The sequence below is a fragment of the Pyxidicoccus sp. M15 genome, from assembly GCF_056858435.1.
This window is the reverse complement of sequence record NZ_CM166495.1, coordinates 11,083,431-11,106,180: the sequence shown is the minus strand read 5'-3', so window position 1 is coordinate 11,106,180 and position 22,750 is coordinate 11,083,431. Positions and strand designations below refer to the sequence as shown.

At 74.6% G+C, this 22,750-nt stretch carries 12 protein-coding genes; 9 read left to right on the top strand and 3 right to left on the bottom strand.

Translation table 11 applies throughout. The features are described from left to right. Positions 1–11 precede the first annotated feature (11 nt). Positions 12–1,100: a TonB family protein gene (locus tag ACX9TP_RS41020; RefSeq protein ID WP_482976126.1), complete on the top strand. Its 1,089-nt coding sequence runs from the start codon at positions 12–14 to the stop codon at positions 1,098–1,100. Here the strand turns inward: ACX9TP_RS41020 and ACX9TP_RS41015 are convergent. Continuing rightward, entirely contained in the window at positions 1,097–3,610 is a 2,514-nt protein-coding gene (locus ACX9TP_RS41015; RefSeq protein WP_482976125.1) for a protein kinase domain-containing protein, read from the bottom strand. The genes ACX9TP_RS41020 and ACX9TP_RS41015 overlap by 4 nt on opposite strands. A 155-nt stretch (positions 3,611–3,765) precedes the next feature. On the opposite strand from ACX9TP_RS41015, the gene ACX9TP_RS41010 reads away from it, so the two are divergent. The 8 genes from ACX9TP_RS41010 (at position 3,766) to ACX9TP_RS40975 (ending at position 19,845) form a co-directional block, all read left to right on the top strand. Next, positions 3,766–13,314: a flagellar hook-length control protein FliK gene (locus ACX9TP_RS41010; protein WP_482976124.1), complete on the top strand. Its 9,549-nt coding sequence runs from the start codon at positions 3,766–3,768 to the stop codon at positions 13,312–13,314. 20 nt (positions 13,315–13,334) lie between these two features. Beyond that, positions 13,335–13,940: a hypothetical protein gene (locus ACX9TP_RS41005; RefSeq protein ID WP_482976123.1), complete on the top strand. Its 606-nt coding sequence runs from the start codon at positions 13,335–13,337 to the stop codon at positions 13,938–13,940. Then, positions 13,940–14,632: a 7-cyano-7-deazaguanine synthase QueC gene (gene queC, locus ACX9TP_RS41000; RefSeq protein WP_482976122.1), complete on the top strand. Its 693-nt coding sequence runs from the start codon at positions 13,940–13,942 to the stop codon at positions 14,630–14,632. Before ACX9TP_RS41005 ends, queC begins: the two co-directional genes overlap by 1 nt. Further along, positions 14,629–15,309 carry a M15 family metallopeptidase gene (locus tag ACX9TP_RS40995; RefSeq protein WP_482976121.1) on the top strand — a complete coding sequence of 227 codons (681 nt, stop codon included), beginning with the start codon at positions 14,629–14,631 and terminating at the stop codon, positions 15,307–15,309. The genes queC and ACX9TP_RS40995 overlap by 4 nt, the downstream gene beginning before the upstream one ends. Positions 15,310–15,379: 70 nt before the next feature. Next, on the top strand, positions 15,380–15,685 hold the full coding sequence (locus ACX9TP_RS40990; RefSeq protein WP_482976120.1) for a hypothetical protein: 306 nt from the start codon (positions 15,380–15,382) through the stop codon (positions 15,683–15,685). Positions 15,686–15,814: 129 nt separating this feature from the next. After that, positions 15,815–17,314, top strand: a complete 1,500-nt coding sequence (locus ACX9TP_RS40985) for a YfbK domain-containing protein (RefSeq protein ID WP_482976119.1) — start codon at positions 15,815–15,817, stop codon at positions 17,312–17,314. 9 nt (positions 17,315–17,323) lie between these two features. Continuing rightward, entirely contained in the window at positions 17,324–19,147 is a 1,824-nt protein-coding gene (locus tag ACX9TP_RS40980; RefSeq protein WP_482976118.1) for a sensor histidine kinase, read from the top strand. Further along, complete coding sequence (locus ACX9TP_RS40975) at positions 19,144–19,845, top strand: response regulator transcription factor (RefSeq protein ID WP_482976117.1); 702 nt, start codon at positions 19,144–19,146, stop codon at positions 19,843–19,845. Before ACX9TP_RS40980 ends, ACX9TP_RS40975 begins: the two co-directional genes overlap by 4 nt. 7 nt (positions 19,846–19,852) lie before the next feature. Here the strand turns inward: ACX9TP_RS40975 and ACX9TP_RS40970 are convergent, their stop codons facing one another. Further along, entirely contained in the window at positions 19,853–20,791 is a 939-nt protein-coding gene (locus ACX9TP_RS40970) for a hypothetical protein (protein ID WP_482976116.1), read from the bottom strand. Beyond that, positions 20,788–22,653 (bottom strand): protein-arginine deiminase family protein, encoded by a 1,866-nt coding sequence (locus ACX9TP_RS40965; protein WP_482976115.1) that lies wholly within the window; start codon positions 22,651–22,653, stop codon positions 20,788–20,790. The genes ACX9TP_RS40970 and ACX9TP_RS40965 overlap by 4 nt, the downstream gene beginning before the upstream one ends. Positions 22,654–22,750 lie beyond the last annotated feature (97 nt).

The following is a 22,750-nucleotide window of genomic DNA, read 5'->3' as shown; positions in this document are numbered from 1 at the left end:
GAGGGTGAATCATGCGTCGTTACGCACTTGCGCTGTCTTCGCTCCTGCTGCTCGCGGCGGGCTGCGGCCATTCACGGGCAAACCTGCCCACGCTGCCCGCCAGCCATGGGCGCCTTTCCAAGGCGCTGGAGCTGTACGTGAAGCAGTTCCCGGAGGCCGCGGGTGACTTCGTGCCCGCGGCAGGGAGCATGGGAGAGCCCAAGCTGGTGGTGGAGCCCGCGCAGGCGCCAGCGGTCCATGCCGAGGCCGTCAAAATCTTGCGCGGAAGTCCTGGCCCGGAGGAGGTCCGTGATGCGGAGGACGACCTGCGCGCCGCGTGCCGGGCCGACCTGGCAGAGGCGTGCCGCTTCTTGCGCGAGCAGTTCAGGCCTCCCGTGAACATCACCGGTACCCAGCCGCAGATGACGAACGCGGCCATGGCGAATGGGACCTTCGCCACGGTCGTCGTCCGCTGCGAGCTGGGCGCGGACGGCCGGGTCCGGGACTGCCAGGTGCTGGAGAGCGCGCCGGATGGGCTCACGGAGTCGGTGCTCACGTACGCCGCCATCGCGAGGTTCCAGCCCGCGACGCTGGCGGGACATCCCATCCCGATTCCCTACACCTTCACCATCAACTTCATGCCCGGTCGGGTGGACCTCACCCTGGCGCAGCGAATCCAGCTGGCGAAGTCGCGCACGCAGCGCTTCCCCAAGAGCCCACCGGCCTGGGCCCACCTGGCGAACCTGCTCTCGAAGGTTGCCCCTGAGGACCCCGCGTTCGTGAAGTCCCTGAGCGCGCTCGAGGCGCTCGTGCCGTCCTACTGGTGGCCGGTCAACGAGCTGGCGTGGCTCCATGTGCAGCAGAAGCGTCATGCCGAGGCCGCGCCCCTGGTGAAGCGGGCGATGAGCTGGGAGCCCGACAACTCCTATGTGCTCGAGACCTCCGCGGCGGTGCATGCCGCCACCGGGCAGTGCGAGCAGGCGCTGAGCGAGCAGCGCCGCGCCGTGGAGAGGCTTCCCGCGGAGTGGCCCGCCCCGGAGCGGGAGCGCTTCATGCGCACGCTGGAGGCGTACCAGCGCCAGTGCGCGGGGACGGACGCGGCACCTCCGGGGGCTTCCTAGTCGCCCTTCCTCTTGAGCTTCTTGATGGCGGCCGCGGCCTCGTCATGGCCGCAGCTGCCGCTGGAGAAGAGCTTCTTCTCCCGGGGCTGCTCGGTGACGCGAGTCAGCGCGGGGATGGCGTCCGAATCACCGAGCCCGGCCAGCCGCTCCGCCGCGCGTGCGCGAGTGCCGCAGTCCTTCGACTCCAGCGCGGCGGTGTACGCGTCCACCAGGTCCACGCCGTCCGTGGCCCTGGCGAACTCCAGGTAGCGCAGCGCGCCCCACTGCTTCGGCGAGGACGTCTCTTCCGCCACGTCCTCGAAGTGGCCGAGGACCCGATTCCTCGGAAGGCTGCCCAGCACCTTGCGCAGGCCCGCGTCGCCCTCGTCGTGCCCGAAGTCCTCGGCCAGCCCGTCGAGGACCGTGTCCTCCACGTCCGCACGCCCGTCGTCGTCCAGCCCGTTGAGCTGCGTGTATTCCTTGTCGTGCTCGCCGTACGCATGGAGCACCGCCGCGCGGGCCCGGCGGATGGCGGGGTCCTTCAGCGCGTCGTCCGGAACCGTCTTCAGCCGCGCCAGCGCGTCGTCCTTCCTGCCCTCATCCAGCAGGGCCAGGATTCGCACGGCCGGGTCGTTCTGGTGCACCACCCACGCCACGCCCGCGCCCACCAGCAGCACCAGGATGCCCACCAGCAGCGCCTGCAGGCGCCGGTTGCGTCGCAGCGCCGCGGTCCTGGCGCCCAGCCACTCCTTCACGTGCCTCGAGCCCACGCCCAGCCGCTTCTTCACGGACAGGGCCGCCACGCGCGAGCCGAGCGCCTCCTTCACCCGGCCCAGCAGCGGGCCCATGCCGCTCGCCGGCGTGAAGCGCTCGCCGAAGGGCGGGCCCTCCGCGGCGCGGTGGCAGCGGTAGAGCTGGAGCTGCTCCTCGCGGCCGGGGAGGGTGACGCTGCCGCACGGCTCGGCGGTGGCCTCGGCGCGGTTGCGCGCCAGATTCACCGCCTCGGTGAAGGTGACTTCGTCCGCGGCGGCGACGTGCTCCACCGACTCCACCACCTCCATGGGCTCGCCCAGCACCGTGTCGGCCGTGACGAGCACCTCGCCCGCGTGCAGGCACACCCGCACGTGGAGCTGCTCCTCCGGCGGCACCGTCTGGTTGTGCCGCCACAGCCGGTCCTGCATGGCCATGCCGCACAGCACGCCCGCCGTGGGGGAGCGGAACACCACCAGCAGCGCGTCCCCGCGCTTCTGAATCAGGCGGCCCTCGTGCTCCTTCACCAGGGGCATCAGCAGCCGGTCATGCGTCTCCAGCATCCGCGCGTTCTCTTCGTGCGTCTGCCGGCTGGTGCGCTCGGTGAAGCCCTGGATGTCGGTGAGCATCACCGTCAGGTTCTGCGGCTTCACCACCGACGCGGAGCCCGACAGCGAGGGCACGCTTCCGGACGGCCGCGTCCCGAAGGCCGCCGTCCCCGTGCGCATCGCCACGGGCGCGGACGGGCCCAGGCCGAAGGCCGCGGTGCCGCTGCCCTGGGGGGCCATGGGGGCACCTCCCGCGAAGACGGCCGTGCCGCTCGGGCCCGGGGCGGCCGCGGCCTCGCCCGCGCCGAAGACGGCGGTACCGGAGGACGGCCCGCTCCCCTGCGGTGCGTAGACGGGCGTGCCCAGGCCGGGCGTGAAGGCGGAGAGGGCGGAGTACGCCGCGGCCAGCGCGTCCGCCAGCTCGTGCGCGTTCTGCGGCCGCTTTGCCGGGTCCTTCTCCAGCAGGCGCATCACCAGCGACAGCAGGCCGATGTAGCGCGACAGCGACGGCGCCGCCCGGTCCAACGGCAGCGGCGCGTGCGAGGCGTGCTGCGCGAGGAAGTGTCGCGGAGACGGCCCGTCGAAGGGCAGCCGGCCGGCCAGCACGCGGTACATCAGCACGCCGAAGCAGTAGAGGTCGCTGCGCGTGTCCACCTTCGCGCCCACGGCCTGCTCCGGGGAGAGGTACTCCGGCGTGCCCAACACCACGCCCACCTGGCTGACGGCGCTGCCGGCCTCCGGCTCCACCAGCCGGGCGATGCCGAAGTCCAGCAGCCGCGCCTGCTCCCCGCGCGCGCCGGGGGAGATGAAGACGTTCTCCGGCTTCAAGTCCCGGTGGATGATGCCCTTGTCGTGGATGGCGGCCAGCCCCTCCGCGAGCTGCTGGAGCAGTGGCAGCGCGCGGCCCGGGGGCATGGGGCCGGGGAGGAGGACGTCGTAGAGGCTCTGGCCCTCGACGAACTCCATGACGAGGCAGGCGTGGTCCCCGGACTCGCCGAAGTCGACGATGTGCACCACCGCCGGGTGCTCCACGGCGGACAGGAGGCGGGCCTCGCGCTTGAAGCGCTCGGCCATGCCGGCCTGGGCGTGCAAATCCTGGTGGAGGACCTTGATGGCCACCTTGCGCCCCAGGGACACCTGCTCACCCAGGTACACCTCGCCCATCCCACCCGAGCCCAGGGGTCTCAGGACCCGGAAGCGACCTTCGAGGACGAGGGAGTCGGGGGCCAACACGTGGGAGGCATATAGTCCGACTTCCGGCCGGGGTGCATGTCGTTCCTGCACGGTGCGTCGAAGCGGGCATCACGCCTCGTTGCCTGCTCCACAAGCGGGGGGATTGTCAGAAATTTCGAGGGCTTGGAGGGCGTGGTAGCGTTCCAGTCCCCGCGATGGCCAACGATAGCGACTCCACCAAGCCCGCCGCGGCGCAGGAAGCGCGCGCCGCCGCCCCCGAGCTGCGCCTGCTGGACCGCAGGGCGTTCGTGGGCTTCCCGGCATTGGAAGTGCTGCCGGGCCTGCGCATCTCCGACTTCGCGCTGCAGATTCCGGACGTCAGCTTCCCGTTCAACGTCAGCGCCGGCGCCACGCGCTACCAGCGCAAGAAGCTGCTCTTCGGCTTCCTGGAGCTGTCCGTCGACGCGGACCTGGTGACGCGCCGGGTGGCGGAGCTGGCCGGACGGCTCGCCGGAATCGAAGAGCTGCGGCTGCACTTCCGCCCCGGCTACCTCGAGGGCCAGGGCCGCCTGCCCGCGCCGGAGCGCACGCCCTTCACCTTCAAGGTGGCGTTCGACGCGGACGGGGAGAAGCTCGGCGTCTACCTCTACGACGTGCGGCTGTATGGCTTCTCGTCCACGCCGTCGGTGCAGGTGCCGGGGATTCTGGCCACCGCCGTGGGCGCGCTGGGGCTGGTGCCGGACGTGGAGGTGCGCGGCGCCACCGGCTTCTCCACGCGCGTGCTGCCCGCGCTGTGCCAGCTGGCGGCGGTGAGCCGTGGCTACAAGATGCCCGCGCTGGACACCGCGCGCCTGTCCGCCGCGGAAGTGTCGAGCACCGGCCTGCGCCTGCGCTTCGCCGCCGGAGGCCTGCCGCCGCCCGCCGCGCCGGACGAGGAGCTGATGCTCTCGCTGGAGGGCGCTCGCGCCTTCTCGGACGCGGAAGGACTCATCGCCCAGGGACGGCTGGCCGAGGCACGCCAGGCGTACCTCCAGGCCGGCGACGCGCAGGACGCGCACCCCTTCGCCGCCGAGCGGCTCCTGTCGCTGATGGTGGCGGACCCGCAGGCGCACGACCTGGCGCTGGATGTCGCCGCCACGCTGCAGCGGCGCAGGGACCGCAGCCCCGCCGCCCTCTGGGGCGAGGCCGTGGTGCGCGAGCGCCGGGGCGAAGGGGCCCGCGCCGCCGAGCGCTACCTGGCCCTCTGCGCGCTGGCCCGCCGCACGTCGGAGGAGGCCGCGGCCTTCTTCGCCGCCGAGGCCGCCGCCCGCTGCTCGCGCGACACCGCGCCGCAGGTGGCGGTGAAGGCGCTGCACGAGCTGCTGGGCCTCAAGCCGGACCACCTGCCTTCGCTCAAGGCGCTGGCGCGTGCCTCCGACCAGGCCCGCGACAGGGCCGGGGCGGTGCGGGCCTACCGCCGGCTGGCGGCGCTCGCCAGGGACCCGGCCGAGGCCGCCGATGCGCACGTCCACCTGGCGCGGCTGTGCGCGCAGACCGAGGACGACGTCGCCGGGGCCCGGCTGCACTGCGAGGCCGCGCTGCGGCTGGCGCCGGACCATCCGGACGCGCTGCTGCTGCTGGGTGAGCTGTGCCACCGGGGCGGTGAGCACCTGCGCGCGCTGAAGGCGCTGGACCGGCTGCGCGAAGTGGCCATGGCCCGGCACGAGCTGGACCGCGTGGGCCATGCGGACCTGCTCGCCGGCCGCGTGTGGGACGAGGGACTGAAGCAGCCGGACAACGCGCTGCTGCGCTTCCGCGAGGCGGTGTCGCTGCTGCCCGGCGAGCCGGAGCCGCTGTTCGCCGCCGCGCGCGTCGCGGAGGGGCTGGGACGTCTGCAGGAGGCGCTCTCCGGTTACCAGCAGGCGCTGGAGCTGGCGGGGCCGGCGCCGCGCTCGGAAGGGGTGCGCCATGCCGCGCACGCCAGCCACCACGCACTGGCGCGGCTGTACCGCACGCGGCTGGGAGACCCGGCGCGCTCGCGCGAGCACCTGGAGTCCGCGCTGTCGCTGGACCCGCGCGACGCGGTGGCGCTCGAGGAGCTGATTCCGTACTTCCGCGCCACCGGCCGCTCGCAGGAGCTGGCAGAGGCGGTGGAGAAGGCCGCCGCGCTCCAGGAGGAGCCCGGCAAGCGCGCCGCGCTGTGGGCCGAGGCCGGTGAGCTGTACCGCGGCAAGCTCCAGCAGCCGGAGAAGGCCGAGCGCCTGTTGTTGCTGGCGCTCGAAGCGGATGGAGACCACCGGGCCGCGCTGGAGTCGCTGCTGGCGCTGGCCGAGGCGCGGCGTGACGGCGCGCTGCTGACGCGGTGCCTGTCCTCGCTGGCGCGGCTGGCCACGGACCTGAAGGACCGCGCGCAGAAGTACCGCCGCCTCGCGGTGGCCGCGCGCGACCTGGCCTTCGACCTGGACCTCGCGGTGCACGCCCTCCAGGAGGTGCTGCGCGCGGAGCCCGATGACCTGCCCGCGCTGGGCGAGCTGTGCGCCCTGCAGCGCAAGCGCGCGGACATGGCGGGGCTGGCCTCGGCGCTGGAGGTGCGCGCGCGCGTGGCGGAGACGCAGGGCGACAAGCGGCTCGCCGCCGCCGCGCTGCGTGAGCTGGCCGGTGTGCTGGAGGCCCGCCTGGGCCGCGTGGGCGACGCGCTGGTGGCGCTGGAGAAGGCCGCGCGCCTGGCGCCGGACGCCGCCGTGCTGCTGGACCTCGCGGACCTGTCGCTGCGCTGCGAGCGGCCCGAGCACGCCCGCCGCGCGCTGGAGACGCTGCTGTCCACGCTGCCCCGCACGGCGGCGCCGGAGAAGCTGGCGGACGTGCGCGCCCGGCTGGGCCGCGCGTGCGAGATGCTGGGCGACCGCGACGGCGCCATCGCCGCCTACGCGCAGGCCTTCCCGCTGCGCCGCCTGGACGACGCGCTGGCCGCGCGCCTGGAGTCCCTCTACACGGAGGCAGGCGAGACGCAGGCCCTGGCCGAGCTGTGGGCCAGCCGCGCCCAGGCGCTGATGGGCGCCGACCGCGCGGAAGAAGCCGCGCCCCTCTTCCTCCAGAGTGCCCGCGCATTGCTGGAGCGCGGAGAGAAGGCCGCCGCGCTGCTGCGCCTCACCGCCGCGCTGGAAGCGAGCCCGCAGGGGCCGCTGGCCGCCGAAGTCCTGGAGTCGCTGGCCGAGCTGGAGCTGGAGCGCGGCGAGAAGCTGGAGGCCGCCCGCCTGTACGCGCGCCGCGCGGCGCTGGTGCCGGACGCGCGCGCCGGGGCGAAGCTGCTCTTCCGCGCCTCGCTGCTCGCCGCGGGCACCAGCCGCGAGGAGGCCTTCCTCGCCGAGGCGCTGGAGCGCGATGCCTCCTTCGCCCCCGCCCGTCAGCGCCGGGGCGAGCTGCGCCTGCCCACGGACGCTCGCGCCGCGCTGGAGGACTTCGAGGCCGTGCTGGCGCTGCCGCCGGTGGACGCCGACGCCCCGCGCGAGGCGGAGCGTGTCGCCCTCACGCGCAGGGCCGCCACCGCGGCGGTGCGCGCGGGCCGCACGGATGCCGCGCGCCGCCTGCTGGCCGAGTACTGCGCCCGCGCGCCCGAAGACCTGGATGCCCGCACGGAGCTGGCCGCGCTGCACCGCAAGGCCGGCGCCCGCGAGGCGCTGGCGGACCTGCTGGTGGAGCTGTGGCCGCGTCTGTCCGGCGAGTCCCGCCGCGCCGCCCGCCGCGAGCTGGCGGAGCTGTCGCTGGGCCTGGGCCGCGCCAATGCTGCGGTGGACTCGCTGCGCAGCCTGCGGCTGGAGGAGCCCCACGACACGTGGGCCGCGCAGGCCCTGCTGGATTTGCTGCCCCCGCCGGGCACGGGCACGACGGAGGAGGAGGCCGAGCGGCTGGAGCTGCTGGGCACCCTCGTGGCCGCCGCGTCGGGCGAGGCCCGGGCGGAGCTGCTCGCCCGCCGCGCCGTGCTCCACCGCGCCGCGGGCCGCATGGCCTTCGCGCGCGACGACTTCTCCGAGGCCGCGAAGCTGTCCCGCCGTCCCGCGCCGCTGCTGCTCGCGCTGGCCGAGCTGGCGCGCGAGTCGGGCGACGAGTCCGCCGAGCTGGAGGTGTGGCGCAGCGCCGTCGCCGCCGACGCGAGCCTCGCCACGCGCGCCCGGGAGCGCCTGCTGGCCCTGGCCGCCGTGCTGGTGGAGAAGGACGCGCGCGTGCCCGCCCGCGACGCCCTTCGCGCCGCGATTGCGCTGGAGCCGTCCTCCGCCGAGCGCTGTGACGCCTTCTTCTCCCTGGCCGAGCTGGCCCACCGCGACGGGCAGCCGGACGACGAGGCCGCCGCGCTCGCCGAGGCCGCGCGCCAGGGGCCGACGCCCCGCCGCGTGGAGGCGCTGCTCGCGCGCGCCGCGCTGCTCGAGGCTCGCGGACATATAAAGGATGCGGGGCAGAGCCTGGAGGCCGCGCTCACCCTGGCGCCGCGCCACGCGCAGGCCACCGCCGCCCTCCAGCGCGTGCTGCGCGCCCGGGAGGACTGGGCCTCCCTGGCCGAGCTGCTCGCCGCCGAGGCGCCGCACACTCCGCCCGCCGAGGCCACCGCGATGTACGCGGAGCTGGCGGACCTCTACCTGGACCGCCTGGGCCAGCCCGTCCCGGCCGAGGCCGCGCTGCGCCAGGCCCTGCGCCTGTCTCCCGCCGACGCCGCCGTGCGCCGCCGGCTGGTGTCACTGGTGGCGGGCCGGGGAGAGCTGCGTGAAGCCGCCGCGCTGCTGGAGACGGCCGCCGAGAGCGCCTCCGCCGCCGAGGCCGCCGTGCTGCTGCGCGAGGGCGCGGGCCATGCCCGGAGCGCTCAGGATTTGGACCGCGCGCTGAAGCTGGCGCGCAAGGCGCACGCGCTGGTGCCCGCGCAGGGCGCGGAGCTGGCCTCGCTGGCGGAGCTGCTCTACCTGCGCGGCGCGGTGCTGGAAGCGCTGCCCTTGCAGGACACGCTCGCCACGGGCGCGGACTTCCGCGCGGCCCCCGAGGCCGCCGAGTCCACGTGGCTGCGGCTGGGCGAGCTGGCCGAGCAGGCCGGAGAGACGAAGCGCGCGGTGGCCGCGTACCGGAAGCTGCTCGTCGAGCGGCCCCTGTGCGAGCCCGCGGTGCAGCGGCTCGCCGCGCTGCTGGAGAAGGAGGACCCGCGCGGCGCCTTCGACGTGCTCGTCACGCATGCTCGCGCCCTGGCGCCCTCCGAGGACACGGTGCGGCGGCTCGTCGCGCTGGCGGAGCGGGCGCGCGCGGCGCTGGCGGACGCGGGGGTCGCCGCGTCGCTGCTGTCTCGCGCGGCGGAGCTGTCGAAGGAGCCGCTGCCGCTGCGGCGCCAGCTCGCCAACCTCTACCGCGAGACGGGACGCTCGCTGGAGCTGCTCACCGAGCTGCGCCAGGTGGCGACGCTCAGCCTCCAGGCCGGAGACACGGCCGAGGCGCTGTCCGCGTACACGGAGGAGGCCCGGCTCGCCGAGGACACCGGCCGCGCGGACGACGCGCTGCGGGCGCTGGCGGATGCGCGCGACGTGCTGGAGTCGGAGGGGCAGGCCGCCGAGGCCGCCGCCTGCGAGCGCCGGCGCGCGGAGCTGCTGCGCGACGTGAAGCTGGACCCGGCCGCCGCCGAGGCCGCGCTGGAGCGCGCCTTCGCGCTGGCGGAGGACCTGGGCACGGCGCGGCTGGGCGCGGCGCTGGCCGAGCGGCGGGACGACTCGGAGGCGGAAGGCCGCTGGCTGGAGCGCGCGCTTCCGCTGCTGAAGGACGCGCGCGAGGCGGCGACGCTGCGGCTGCGCCTGGCGCGGCTGCACCTGGGCGTGCTGTCGGACGTGGAGAAGGCGGAAGGCTTCCTGCGCGAGGCGCTGCGCGCGGACCGCTCGCTGGCCGAGGCCGAGGCGCTGCTCGCGAAGCTCCTGGAGAGCGACGGGCGCCTGGCGGAGCTGGCCGCCTGGTACGAGGAGTGCGCCGAGAGCGAGGCGGATGCGGAGCGCCGCGCGGACCTGCTCCAGCGCGCCGCCGTGCTGTACCGCGACAGGGCAGGGCGCCCGGATGCCGCCGCCGCCGCGTTCATCGCCGCGCGCGCCGCGCGTCCGGACGACCTGGAGCTGACGGCCCAGGCCGCGGAGCTGCTGCACGAGGTGAAGCGCCACGCGGACGCCGCCGAGTTCGACGCGGTGCTGCTGGAGGCGGACCCGTTCCGCGAGCCCATCTTCACCCGTCACCTCGCCTTCCTGGAGGAGGCGGAGGACCACCAGGCGCTCGCCGAGCTGATGCTGCGCCGGGCCCAGCGCCAGCAGGCCGCCGACGCCGCCCAGAGCTACCTCGCCGCCGCCCGCGCCTTCCGCGCGGAAGGGGCCCGGGAGCGGGCGCTGCTGTGCGAGGACCAGGCCTTCGAGCTGAGCCCCGCCAGTGACGAGGCCTTCGCGCACGTGCGCGAGCGCGCGGCCGGAGACGTGCGCCGGCTGGCGGAGTTGCTGGCCCAGCGCGCCGCGGCCCTGCCCGCGCCCCAGGCCCTGCCGCTGCTGCGTGAGCGCGCCAACAACCTGCTGGAGGCGGGCGAGGCGCTGCTGGCCGCCGAGGCCTTCGACGAGTACCTCTCCCGCGCCGGTGATGACGTGGAGGCGCTGTCCGCGCGCGCCGAGCTGGCCGCGAAGGGCGGCGGGCCCATCGCCGCGCGGCCGTATGACCGCCGCCTGCTGTCCGCGGGCGGTGACGCGCTGCCGGTGCCGGTGCGTGCTCGCACGTGGCTGCGGCTGGGGCACGCCTCGCTGGGCGCGGGCGCGTACCACGACGCGGCGGACGCCTTCGAGTCCGTGGTGACGCTGGAGCCGGAGGGCGAGCGCGGCCGCGAGGCGCTGTCGCTGCTGGCCGAGGTCCACTCGCGCACGGGCAACGGGCCGGGCCTCTACCGGGCCTCGCTCCAGCTCGCGCGCCGCGCGGACGACACGGCCACGGCCGAGGTGCTCTACCGCCGCGCGGCGGACCTCTTCGACGACCCGAAGGACGCCATCGACGCGCTGCTGCCCCTGGCGCGGCTGCGGCCCGCCGACGCGGCCGTCATCGACCGGGCGGTGGCGGGCCTGAGCGCCCTGGGCCGCCACGGGGACTTGCTGGAGGTCTACGCGTCCGGCGCCGAGGCCGCGGGCGGCAAGCGCGCCGCCGAGCTGCTGCTGGCCGCCGCCTCCGTCGCCACCGAGTCGCTCGCGGACGAGGACGCGGCCTGGGCCCTCACCCAGCGCGCCGCCGAGGCCGCTCCCGAGGACCTGACGGCGCTGCGCGCGCTGGTGGAAGGGCTGCGCAAGCGCGGGGAGTCCGCGCGCCTGCTGGAGGCGCTGGAGCGGTGGGTGCCGCGCGTGGAGGACGCGGACGAGGCGTCCGTGCTCCGCCTGGAGCTGGCCTCGCTCGCCCGCGCCGCCGCCCGTGAGGACGCGGCCCGCGACGCGCTGGAGGCGGTGGTGTCGCGCGGTGCCTCGGGCGCCGGCTACGCGGACGCGCTGGAGTCGCTGGAGAAGCTGCTGGGCGAGGTGCCCGCGCGCCGGGCCGAGGTGCAGGTGGCTCGCGCGGAGCTGGTGTCCGGCCGTGAGCGCCAGGTGCTGCTGATGGCGGCGGCGCGGGCCTTCGAGTCCGCCGGCCGGCTGCCGGACGCGCTGAAGGCGGCGAAGGCCGCGGCGGCGGTGGAGCCGGACGTGGATGCGGCCCTGCGCGTGGCCCACCTGCACCGTGCGTCCGGAGACGCGCCTGGCGCGGCGCGCGCGCTGATGCAGGCCGCCCGGCTCGCGGCGCCGGAGGAGCGCCCGCCGCTGCTGCTGGAGGCGGTGGGGCTGTGGGAGAAGGCCGACGAGCACGCCGAGGCGCTGGAGGTCATCGAGCGCATCGCCACCGAGGCGCCGGACATGCTGCCGCCGTCGGAGCTGGCGGAGCGCTTCGGGCGCCTGGGCGCCTTCGCGCGCGCCCTGGACGTGGGCTTCGCGCCCGCCATGGCCGCGGGCGACTACACGGACGCGCTGGCCATGGCCGCGCAGGCCGGCGACGCGGCCCGCACGCGCGACGCGCTGTGGGCCCTGGCCGGGCTTCCGGACGCGGACCCCGCGCATGCCGCCGCCCTGGCGGAAGCGCTGCGCGCCGAGGGCGAGACGGAAGGACTGCTGGAGCTGGCGGGGGTGTCCTCCGCCCGTGACGCGGCCTTCGCGGTGGGCTTGCGCGAGGAGGTGCTCCGCTCGGCGGAGGCGCCCGTGCGGGCCCGGCTGCGCGCGCTGGAGGAGCTGTCCTCCGACGCCAGCTTCGCGGCCCGCCTCACGCTGCTGCTGCCCACGCTGGAGAAGCTGCCGGAGGCCCTGGCTGAGGCGGTGCTCGCCCGGGTGCGCGCGCAGCCCGAGCACGCCCGCGTGGAAGCGCTGGCCATGGCGGCGGACGGCTGGCCCTCCCGGCGCAAGGCGCTGCTGCGCGAGCGTCATGGCCTGGAGTTCGAGCTGGGCCGCTTCGACTCCGCGGCGCAGACGCTGGCGCGGCTCATCGACGCCGAGGAGGACGCACACGCCCGCGCCGCCCTGCACCAGGAGCGCGGCGAGCTGCTCTTGAGCCCGCTGGACAGGCCGGCCGAGGCGCGCGAGGCCTTCGAGAAGGCCCTGGCCGACGACGGCTCGCACCGCCCCGCGCTGCGCAACCTGCTGGCCCTGGTGGACGTGGCCGCCGAGCCCTCCGTCTTCGTCTCGCTGGCGGAGCGCCTGTCCGTGGAGGAGGGCCCCGACGCGAGCGCGCCGTACCGCGAGCGGCTGGCGGACGCCTACGAGGCGCTGGGCATGGTGGCGGACGCCGCCGCGCAGCTGGAGGCCCTTCCGGAGACGGAGGAGCGGCTGGCCCGCCGGGCGCGGCTGGCGGAGGAGCGCGGCCTCGTCGGCGAGGCGCTGCGCCTGCGCGAGCGGCTCACCGACGAGCCCGCGGTGCTGGAGTCCATCCTCCGCGGCTACCTGGACGCGCAGCTGGTGTCGCCCGCGGCCCGGCTGGCCGAGCGCCTCTTCGAGTCGGGCGTGCTGTCCCCGGAAGTCACCCGCATGTCGGCGGAGCGGCTCTCCACCGCGCCCGAGGGCGCGACGCTCGCGGCCCGCATCTGGCCGGAGCTCTTGCGCGCGCAGCCGATGGACGTGGACGGGTGGACGCTCTACGCGGAGGCCCTGCGCGGGCTGGGCCGCGTGGAGGCCGCGGAGCGGGCGGACGGCATCGGCGCGGCGCTGGACTCCAGCAGCGCGGCGGCGCGCATGGCGCCCATCACCGTGCTGCCGCCGCCCTCCGGCTTCCAGCACCCGGTGCCGCCCAACGCGGTGCCGGTGACGTCCGAGCGCTTCCCCCGCCTGGCCGCCGCGCTGCGCCCGCTGCTGTCCTCGCTGGGCGCGGGCGGGCTGCGCGTGGTGGTGGACCCGGTGGGCGGCGTGGAGGCGTACCTCGCCAGCGCCGAGGAGCTGGTGCTGGGCGCGGGCGCGCTGTCCTGCTTCGGCGCCACGGAGCTGGGCTACCTGTGCGCGCTGGCGCTGGCGCTGGGAGAGTCCGGCGTGAAGCTGGCGCGGCCCGGCGAGGTGCCCGGCCTGACGGAGGCGGCGGTGGCGGCCTTCCGCGCGATGCCGGCCTCGCTGGCGGCGGGGCGGGTGCTGGCACGGCTCGACTCCGAGGTGCGCGGAACGGATCCATCGAAGGTGGAGGTGGGCCTGGTGCTCGCTCGGGGCACGCTCTTCCGGGCGGTGGCCCTTTCCGTGCTCGAAGGCGCATAGCCGTGTAGCCTTCGCGGCGCATGCACCTGAAGCGCCTCGCCCTCGCCGTCCTCCCCGCCGTGGCCGTCGTCACGGCCATGGCCTGTTATTCGGACCCGGTGTACCCGGGCAACCAGGTGCTCGGCACCTTCCGCTTCGAGGCGAGGTTGGACCCCGCGCGGACCACGTGCGACGCGTCCGTGCGCGACTTCGCGCAGCTCGACGACGCGGGCGTGTTCCGCTTCGAGGGCACCTTCTCGCGCGACACCGACGCGGGCACCGGCTACTTCACCGTGCAGGGCTTCTCGCGCGATGCCGGCTACGCCGACCAGCTGGCCACCTCCACGCTGCGGGCCAACGCGCCGCGGGCCACGTGTGGCACGGGCTGCGAGGACTCGGCGATTGAGGAGACGCTGAAGGTGACGCTCTTCAGCGACAGCCAGGCGCGCACGCTCAACCGCGACTGCAAGCGGCACGACGGCGGCATTCCCGAGGGCACCGCGCCGGGCCCGACGGAGAACGGCTATGACGTGTCGCTGGCGTGCGGCACGCTGACGGACCTGTTCCTGCCGGGCACGCGCAACTGCAACTGCCAGCCGGCCACCTGCACCACGGCGTACACCGTCCAGGGCGAGCGGAGGGACTGATGGCACCGCGCGCGGTGGTGTTGATTTCGGGCGGGCTGGACTCGACGACGTGTGTGGCCATGGCGAAGGCGAAGGGCTTCGAGCCCGTGTGCCTCGCGGTGGCCTACGGCCAGCGGCACTCGGTGGAACTGGAGCAGGCGCGCAAGGTGGCCTCGGCCATGGGCGTGAAGGACTTCCGCATCGTCAGCATCGACCTGCGGCAGGTCGGCGGCTCGGCGCTCACCGCGGACATCGACGTGCCCAAGGACCGGCCCGCGGACGAGATGAGCCATGGGATTCCGGTGACGTACGTGCCGGCGCGCAACGCGCTGTTCCTCTCGCTGGCGCTGGGGCTGGCGGAGGTGGTGGGCTCCACGGACATCTACATCGGCGTCAACGCGGTGGACTACAGCGGCTATCCGGACTGCCGGCCGGAGTTCATCCGCTCGTTCGAGGCGATGGCGAACCTGGCCACCAAGGCCGGCGCGGAGGGCGCGCGCTTCACGGTGCATGCGCCGCTGTCCGGGCTGACGAAGGCGGACATCATCCGCGAGGGCGTGAAGCTGGGTGTGGACTACGGGCTGACGCACTCCTGCTATGACCCGGACCCTCAGGGCCGCGCGTGCGGACGCTGCGACAGCTGCGTGCTGCGCAGGAAGGGCTTCGAGGAAGCCGGCGTACCGGACCCGACTCGCTACGTGGAGGGGGCATGACGATGCGGACCTGGATGGTGGTGGCAGCGGGGCTCACGGTGAGCGGCCCGGGGCTCGCGCAGGATGCCGGCACGCCGACGCCTGCTGCGAAGGCGAAGCCCGTGAAGGCTTCGAGGGACGCGGGCAAGCTGGTGACGGCCACCACGGTGGTGACGGACCTGGTGGAGGACCTGCGCTACGCGACGGCGGACAACTTCCTGAAGAAGAAGGTGTACCCGGACTCGGCGCGGTGCCTGCTGCTGCCGGAGTCGGCGGAGCGGCTGAAGAAGGCGGCGGACGTGCTGCGGCCGAAGGGCTACCGGCTGAAGGTGTACGACTGCTACCGGCCGCGCGCGGTGCAGTACGAGATGTGGAAGATCATGCCCGTGCCCGGCTACGTGGCGGACCCGGTGAAGGGCTCCAACCACAACCGGGGCGGGGCGGTGGACCTGACGCTGGTGACGCTGGACGGGAAGGACGTGGAGATGCCCACGCCCTTCGACTCCTTCACCCCCGCCGCGCACCACGGCTACGCGGGCGGCACCGAGGCGTCGCGCCAGCACCGCGAAATCCTGCGCGAGGCGATGGAGGGCGCGGGCTTCTCTCCCAACCGCATGGAGTGGTGGCACTACGACTTGCCGGACGCGAAGACGCGGCCCGTGCTGGACGTGCCGTTCGAAGCGCCCAAGGCGCAATGATGGAACCATGATGGAGAACGGAGGCTCGCGTGCGACGGGACGCGGGCCGGCCGGGGAACATGGCGGCACCATGAACCCACTCCTTCGCAGTGCCCTGCTCGCCGCGCTCCTGCTGTCCACCGTCGCCACCGCCGAAGAGGCCGCTCCCGCTCCGGCGGGTGAGATACAGACGGAGTACATCAAGCGGATTGTCGTGCACCGGCACCACCCCCCGTCGCGAACCCGCGCCTCGCATGCCGCCGACATCCGGAGCTCTCCCGCCAGGACTCCCTCGTGGATGCTCTCCCGGATGTCCGTGCTCGTTCCGGACGGCACGCCGCAGCTCGTCTACCGGGCGCCCTCCGCGGCGCGAGGCAGCCCGGACTTCGGCGGTTGAGCGACCCGCTTGCCGGGCAGGCGTCCGCCGGAAAACCCCGTGCCATGATGAAACCGTGATGATTGGCCACCCCGCCCGAGGCACGCTGCGGGGCCCTCTTGAGGACCGTCGCACCGCGCTGGCCACCCCATGAAGCCCGCCCTCTTCAAAGCCCTGTGTGGCGCCCTCCTGCTCCTCGCCGCGCCCGCGCTGGCGCAGAGCGGTATGTTCCACGGCACCGTGGTCGCCCGCGTGGACCTGCGGCCCCTCGCGGACGTGCGCGTCACCGCCTCCTCGCCCGCGCTGAAGACGGAGCAGGTGGCGGTGACGGACGCCCAGGGCAACTACCGGCTCCCCCAGCTCCCGCCCGGCGTCTACACGCTCCGCTTCGAGAAGGAGGCCTTCCTCCCTGTCACTCGCAAGGACCTCCGACTGAAGCCCGGTGGCACCGTGCGCCTGAACCTGGAGCTGACCTCCGCCGCGCATCCGGAAGAGCCCCGGGCCCTCAACCCCTTCCCGAGCGTCGCCAGGCCCGAGCCGCCCATCCTCCAGGCGCCGGACCGGGACATCTCCGTCGAGCGCCCCGGCAACCCGCAGGACCCGGCCCGCGCCTTCCAGTCCGTGGCCCCGCTGGCCCCGCCGCTGCGCACGGAAGCCGAGGGCGTGGCCCGCTACCTGCCCCCCTACGTCGGCTCGGGCGCCCGCGAGGAGACCCCCGCCTGGGCGATGCAGCATCTGACCCCGCTGCCGGACGGCGCCACCCAGTACCTCTACCGGGACTCGGACGACTCCGCGCGCAGCCGCTCCAGCCCGGGGAGCAACGGGGTGAACCCCACCATCGACACGGAGGAGGACCGCTTCTCCGTCTTCTTCGTCGGCGTGGACACGAGCCCCTACGCCGTGGCGCGCGACTACCTGCAGCGCGACGTCCTGCCCGACGAGCGCAACGTCTGGGCGGAGGCCTTCATCAACGCCTTCGACTACGGCGGCGCGGGCGACATCAACGGCCCCTTCGTCATCGACGCGGAGGGCTTCCCGTCGCCCGGCCGCAAGGGCTACCACGTGGTGCGTATCACCCTGACGGCGCGCGAGACGCTGCCCGACGTGGACGTGCAGGTGGAGTTCGACCGGCAGGCGGTGGCCCGCTACCGCCTCGTCGGCTACGAGCGCGCCGTTCCCGCCCCCGAGTCGCTCGACGAGGACGACGAGCCGAAGACGTCGCTCGCCGCCGGCCGGGCCGTCACCGCCATCTACGAGGTGAAGCTGCGCGGCCCCGCCATCGCCTTCGGCACGCTGCGCGTCCACTACGACGTCACGGGCGGCGGCTGGCGCCGCGTGCAGAAGCTCCTGCCCTCCAGCCTCCTGCGCGCGTCCTACTCCCGCGCCGCGCCCGCCACGCGCCTGGCCTACGTGGCCTCCGCCTTCGCGGAGAAGCTGCGGGGCTCCTACTGGACGCGCACGCTCGACTGGGCGCGCCTGGCCGCCCTCTGTGACGACGTGGGCGAGCCGCTGCACGGCCGGCCGGACGTGGTGGAGCTGGGCGCGCTCATCCGCAAGGCGCAGGCGCTGGACACGCGCAAGGACCGCTTCGAGCGCGTCGCGCCGCTGAGCACCATGGACTACGACCGCGCCCCGGACACGGGAGACTAGTCCCCGACGATGCTCCGCCGCCTGCTGCCCACCCTCGTCGCCCTCGTGCTCGGCCTTGTCGGGCTCGGCTGGGGTCTGGGCTACCTCCAGCGCATCTTCGCCACCGAGCGCGACGACGCCCAGGCCTCGCTCGACTCGCGGCGCAAGGCGCTGGAGCAGTACGCCCGCGCCTCGCTGGCGCAGTCGCTGCAAGACAGGCTGGAGGCCGCGCGCCCCGCGCTGGAGGCCGCGGCGGTGGACCCGCTGGTGTCCGCCACCGGCCTCTACCTGCGCGAGCGCGGGGACCAGCTCTTGCCGCGCATGGCCCTCCACGACACCGGCGACGACGCGCCCGCGAAGGAGCGCTACGCCCGGCTGCGCGCGGGCACCGAGCGCGCCGACGAGGAAGAAGACCCGTGGGCGGAGCGGCTCGCGCTGGTGCGCGCGGTGGAGGGCGCCCTGGCCCGGGGAGACCGGCGCGCCTCCACCCTGGCGCTGATGGCGCTGCTCCAGCACCGCGCCCAGTACGTGCTCGCCTCCACGCGCGACGTGCCGGGCCTGCTGGTGGTGCTCGAATCGCTGTCGGAGCGCGGAGACCCGGTACCCCAGCTCATGCACGCGCTGGTGCGCGACGGACTGGCGGACGGCCGGGGCGGGCGGCTCGAAGGGCTCCAGCGGCTGCTGCTCCTGCGCCGCTCGCGCTTCACGCCGTCGGACTTCGCCTTCTTGCGCGAGCGCGTGGCCGCCCTCTCCGCGAAGGTGGGCGCCCCGGTGGAGGACTTCGAATCGCGCGCGGGCGAGCTGGCCACCGAGCCGCTCCCGCTGCCCCGCACGCTCCCCGGCCCGGCGCTGGTGCGCGCCGGCTGGTACCTGGAGCCGCGCGGCGGCAGCCAGGTGCGCGGCGTGGCGGTGCACCTGGGCACGCTGCTGGAGTCCCTCACCCGGGAGATGCGCGAGCGCGGGCTGCTCGAGTCGGACGGGCAGGTGCGCCTCTTGGGAGACGCGGAGGTGCTGTCGCTGGACGCGCTGCCCCTGTCGGTGGACACGCCCGAGTGGGCGCGCGCGCAGGGGGCGCTGGAGCGGCGCTACCGGCTGAAGACGGGCATGGTGGCGCTGTGCGGCGTGCTGGCGGTGGCCATCTTCGCGCTGGCCTTCGTGGCGCAGCAGCGCAAGTTCCGCTTCCTGGAGCTGAAGAGCGACTTCGTGGCCACCGTGTCGCACGAGCTGCGCACGCCGCTGGCCTCCATCCGCCTGCTGGCGGAGACGCTGGAGTGGCGGCTCGCGGAGGGCACGGACGCGCGCGACTACCCCGCGCGCATCGTCCGCGAGGCGGACGGGCTGGGCTTCCTCGTGGAGAACCTCCTGTCCTTCAACCGCATCGACAAGGGCCGCTGGGTGCCGAGGCTGGAGCCCGTGCGCCTGGACGAGCTCGTCTCCCTGCTGCGCCGCGATTTGGAGGCCTGGTCGAAGGTGCCGGTGGAGCTGGAGGCGCACGTCGGCGAGATGGCCTTCCGCGCGGACGCGCAGCTCGTCCGCCTGCTGCTGTCCAACCTGGCGCGCAACGCCTGTGCGTACAACACGCGCAGCCCGGTGCGCCTGCGCGTGGAGGCGCTCCCGGGCGGCCGGGTGCGCTTCTCGGACAACGGCATCGGCATCCCCCAGGCCCAGTGGGAAACCGTCTTCGAGGAGTTCGTCCGCCTGCCGGGCCAGGGGCGGGACGTTCCCGGCAGCGGCCTGGGTCTGGCACTCTGCCGCCGCATCATGCGCCTGCATGGGGGGAGCCTGCGCGTCGCGGCCTCCAGCCCCGAGGGCACCACCTTCGAGCTCACGTTTCCCCCCACGGTGACGACATGACCTCTTCCCAACCCGCCATCCTCGTCGTGGAGGACGACACCAACCTGCGGCTCGCGCTGCGAGACAACCTGGAGAACCAGGGCGGCTACGCGGTGGAGGAGGCCACCAACGTGCGCGAGGCGCGCGAGCACCTCGCGAAGCGCTCCTTCCAGCTCGTCCTCCTGGACGTGATGCTGCCGGACGGCGACGGCTACACGCTGTGCCGCGCGCTGCGGGACGAGGGCGTGGCGACGCCGGTGCTGATGCTCACCGCGCGCACGCTGGAGGACGACGTGGTGCGCGGCTTCGAGGCGGGCGCGCAGGACTACCTGGGCAAGCCCTACCGGCTGCGCGAGCTGCTGGCCCGCGTGGGCGCGCTGGTGAAGCGCTCCGGCGGCGCGCCGACGAAGCAGGTGCGCTTCGCGGGCTACAAGATGGACCTGGACCGCCGCAAGCTGGAGTCGCCAGACGGCGCGGCGGTGGAGCTGACGCGCACGGAGTTCGACCTGCTGGCCTTCCTCGTGCGCGAGAAGGAGCGGGTGCTGCGCCGCGACGACATCCTGGACGCGGTGTGGGGCCGCGACGTCGTCGTGGACCCGCACACCGTGGACAACTTCGTCTCCAGCCTGAAGAAGAAGCTCGGCTGGAACAGCGCCTCGCGCTTCGCGATTCAGACGGTGCGCGGCGTGGGCTACCGCATGGAAATCGAGGCGCCCTGAAGGACTTTCAGCGCAGCGGGTTGTGCCGCAGCCGCTCGGCCAGGGCGTCCAGAGCGGCCCGCTCCGGCGCCTGTGCGTGGAGCCGGGCCTCGTCGATGAGCGAGGCCGTCTCCGGCGCGTCCACCCGCAGCACGGCGTTGGACAGGGCCCGCCGCACGTCCCCCGTGTAGTGCGGGTACGCGCGCACCAGCGCCTCCGCCGCCACGCGCCGCACGGCGCCTTCCTCGGAGCGGGCGCTCGGCCCGGACGTCGCCCACGCCCAGGCGGAGCCGACGTCTCCGAGCGAGCGCGCCAGCCGCCGCGCCTGCTCGGGCTCGGGCCGGGCCGCCAGCGCGTCGGCGAGCGCGCGCGCCGCCACCAGCCGGCGGGACTCACCCAGCTTCTCCTGCGCGGCCTCGCCCCGGGGGCCGCCCTGGAGCGAGAGGGTGATGAGCGTCTGGGTCGCCTCCAGCGTCTCCATCCGCGCCAGCGCGCCCGCCGCCGCGCGCAGCACGGGCGCCCGCGTGTCCGCGCCCGTCTCCAGAATCTCCGTCCACAGCGGCACCACGCGCGCGTCGCGCAGCTCGCCCGCCGCCTCCATCAGCCCCACCTTCAGCGCGAGCCGCGCCGAGTCCTGCTCCAGCCCCTGCGCCTGTGCCTGCGCGGACGGGAAGGCGAGTCGCTCCACCATGGGCCACAGCGCCTCCGGGCCCAGCCCCCGGAACAGGTGCGCGGTGGGGGCCAGTGTGCCCCGCTTCCTCGCGTCCAGCAGCCGCACCTGCGACACGGCCGAGTCCATCCGCGTGAAGGCCGCGGGCGTCTGCTTCCGGGCGCGGGCCACCTGCTCCAGCAGCACCGCCCGCCAGTCGCCCACGAGCGCCGCCGTGCCCTGCGCTTCCTCCGCGCCGGCCGTCAGCGCGAGGAGCAGGAGGGCAGCCCCCAGGCCCCGGTACACGTCACGCCTCATCGTCCGCCCTCCCACCACTTCGTCGCCGGGGTTGCGCGCGCGCTGTTGGTGGCGCAGTGCACCTGGCCACCGCCGATGTGGTACGGGCTCCAGACGTCGCTCCAGTGCACGCGGATGCCGTACGCGGCGAGTGACTCCTCCAGGTGCGCCTTGAAGGGGTCCTTCCCGTCGATGAGCGGCCCGTGAGGCTCCGGGGCAATCACCTGCGTGGAGGACACGGCCAGCAGGTTGAGCTGCGCGGGCTGGAGCGCGCCCAGGCCCCCCGTCATCCTCTGGAAGAGGAAGGGCACGCGGATGATTTCCGCGTCGGTGAGGCCCGTCTCCTCCTGGAGGATGGCGCGCTGCGTGTCGATTTCCAGCGAGGCCAGCGCGCTGGCGTCCATGACGCCGGTGTTGTCGAGCACCTGGGAGACGGTCAGCTCCGCGGGCCTGTCGAAGCCCCACGTCAGCCCGGTGAAGAGCTTCGCGTCCCCGTGCCCCCGCGCCCGCAGGTCCAGGAGCATCCGCCGCGCGAGGGCCGGGTCGGCCATCAGCACCACCCACCCGCGCGGCGTGTTCGCGGGCAGGAAGCTGAACGTCTCGTCCACGTGGCTCACGTTGAGCCACGAGGTGTCCACGTACACGGCGGGCTGCACGCCCTGCGCGTCCAGCAGGCGCGTGAAGCTGGGGTCCGGCTGGAAGTCCGGCCGCGTGTCCGGGCCCCGGCCGCGGAAGAGCCGGCCCAGCGGATACGTCACCCCGTCCTTCTCGTAGGGAGGGATGACCTCGGTGTTGCCGAACGAGTTGAGCGTCTGCGACTCCTCCGACATGCCCGGCTGGTACTGCTGCACGGCGGCCTGGTTGTGGCCCCGCATCCCGAAGGCCATGCGGCCCGCGGCGCGCAGCGCGGCGTTCTTCTCCGGGGCGATGACGAAGGGCGCGCGGTAGTTCACCTGGATGACGTGCTGCGTGCCGCCGGGGCGGGGCATCGACATGTAGGCCGGCTCGAGGAAGTCCTGCGCCCAGGGGTCGTCCACCTCGAGCTCGACCAGCGACACGGGCTGCTCTGCGCCCGCCAGGGTGGCGCGCAGGTCCTTGCGGAACCGCGCCGCGTCCAGGTCCCCTTCGAGGCGGGAGACGATGACGCTCTCGGCGGGCGTCAGGTGGTGGAACATCACCACCGGCGCCACGCGCAGGCGGACGGTGTCCTGGAACTGGGTGTCGGTGATGGGGCCGCGGCTGACGGTGAGCCGCACGTCCGCGAAGCCGTCCCACTTGCTGGTGTCCCTGACGATGTCATTGGCCTCGATGGCCAGCTCCATGCCCCGGCGCAGCTGCGCCGCGGTGAGCAGGATGCGGGAGGGGTTGAGCTGCGAGGCGTAGGCGTTGCCGAACTTCTCGAACAGCCGCACCCGGCTCGCCGCCGGCCCCAGGACGGTGACGTAGCCGACGACGTAGTCGGGCGCCTCCGGCCACGGCGCGATGCGCAGGCGCGCGAGGTCCTCCAGGTCCTCCTCGCCATTCACCTCCGCGTCCCAGGAGTCATTGCACCCGGGCAGCTGGTCGTCGCCCAGCGTCCGGGGGGACGGGGAGAAGAGGCATGCGCCCTCGTCGTCGTCGATGTTGGCGAGGAAGATGGCGCCCCGCTCGGCGGTCCAGGTGTCCTCGCCCTCGTCGTCCGCCGGGTCCGTCAGGTCCACCACCCCGTCGCGATTCACGTCCGCGCGCAGGTCCACCACGGGGGTGAAGGGGCCCGTGAGGCGCTCGGGCCGGGGCAGGGGGATGCCCTCGGGCTCATGGACGGGCTCACAGCCGCCGGCCAGCAGCAGGGGAAGCAGCAGGAAGGTGAGGAGGCGTGCGCGTACACGCGGGGTTGCCCACATGAGGAAGGCGCTCTCGGAGTACGGACGACCGGCCCGGCGCCGGAGGGCGCCCGTCCATCTGCTTGGGGCGCATAGGAATGACAGCCCGGGGCCGGGG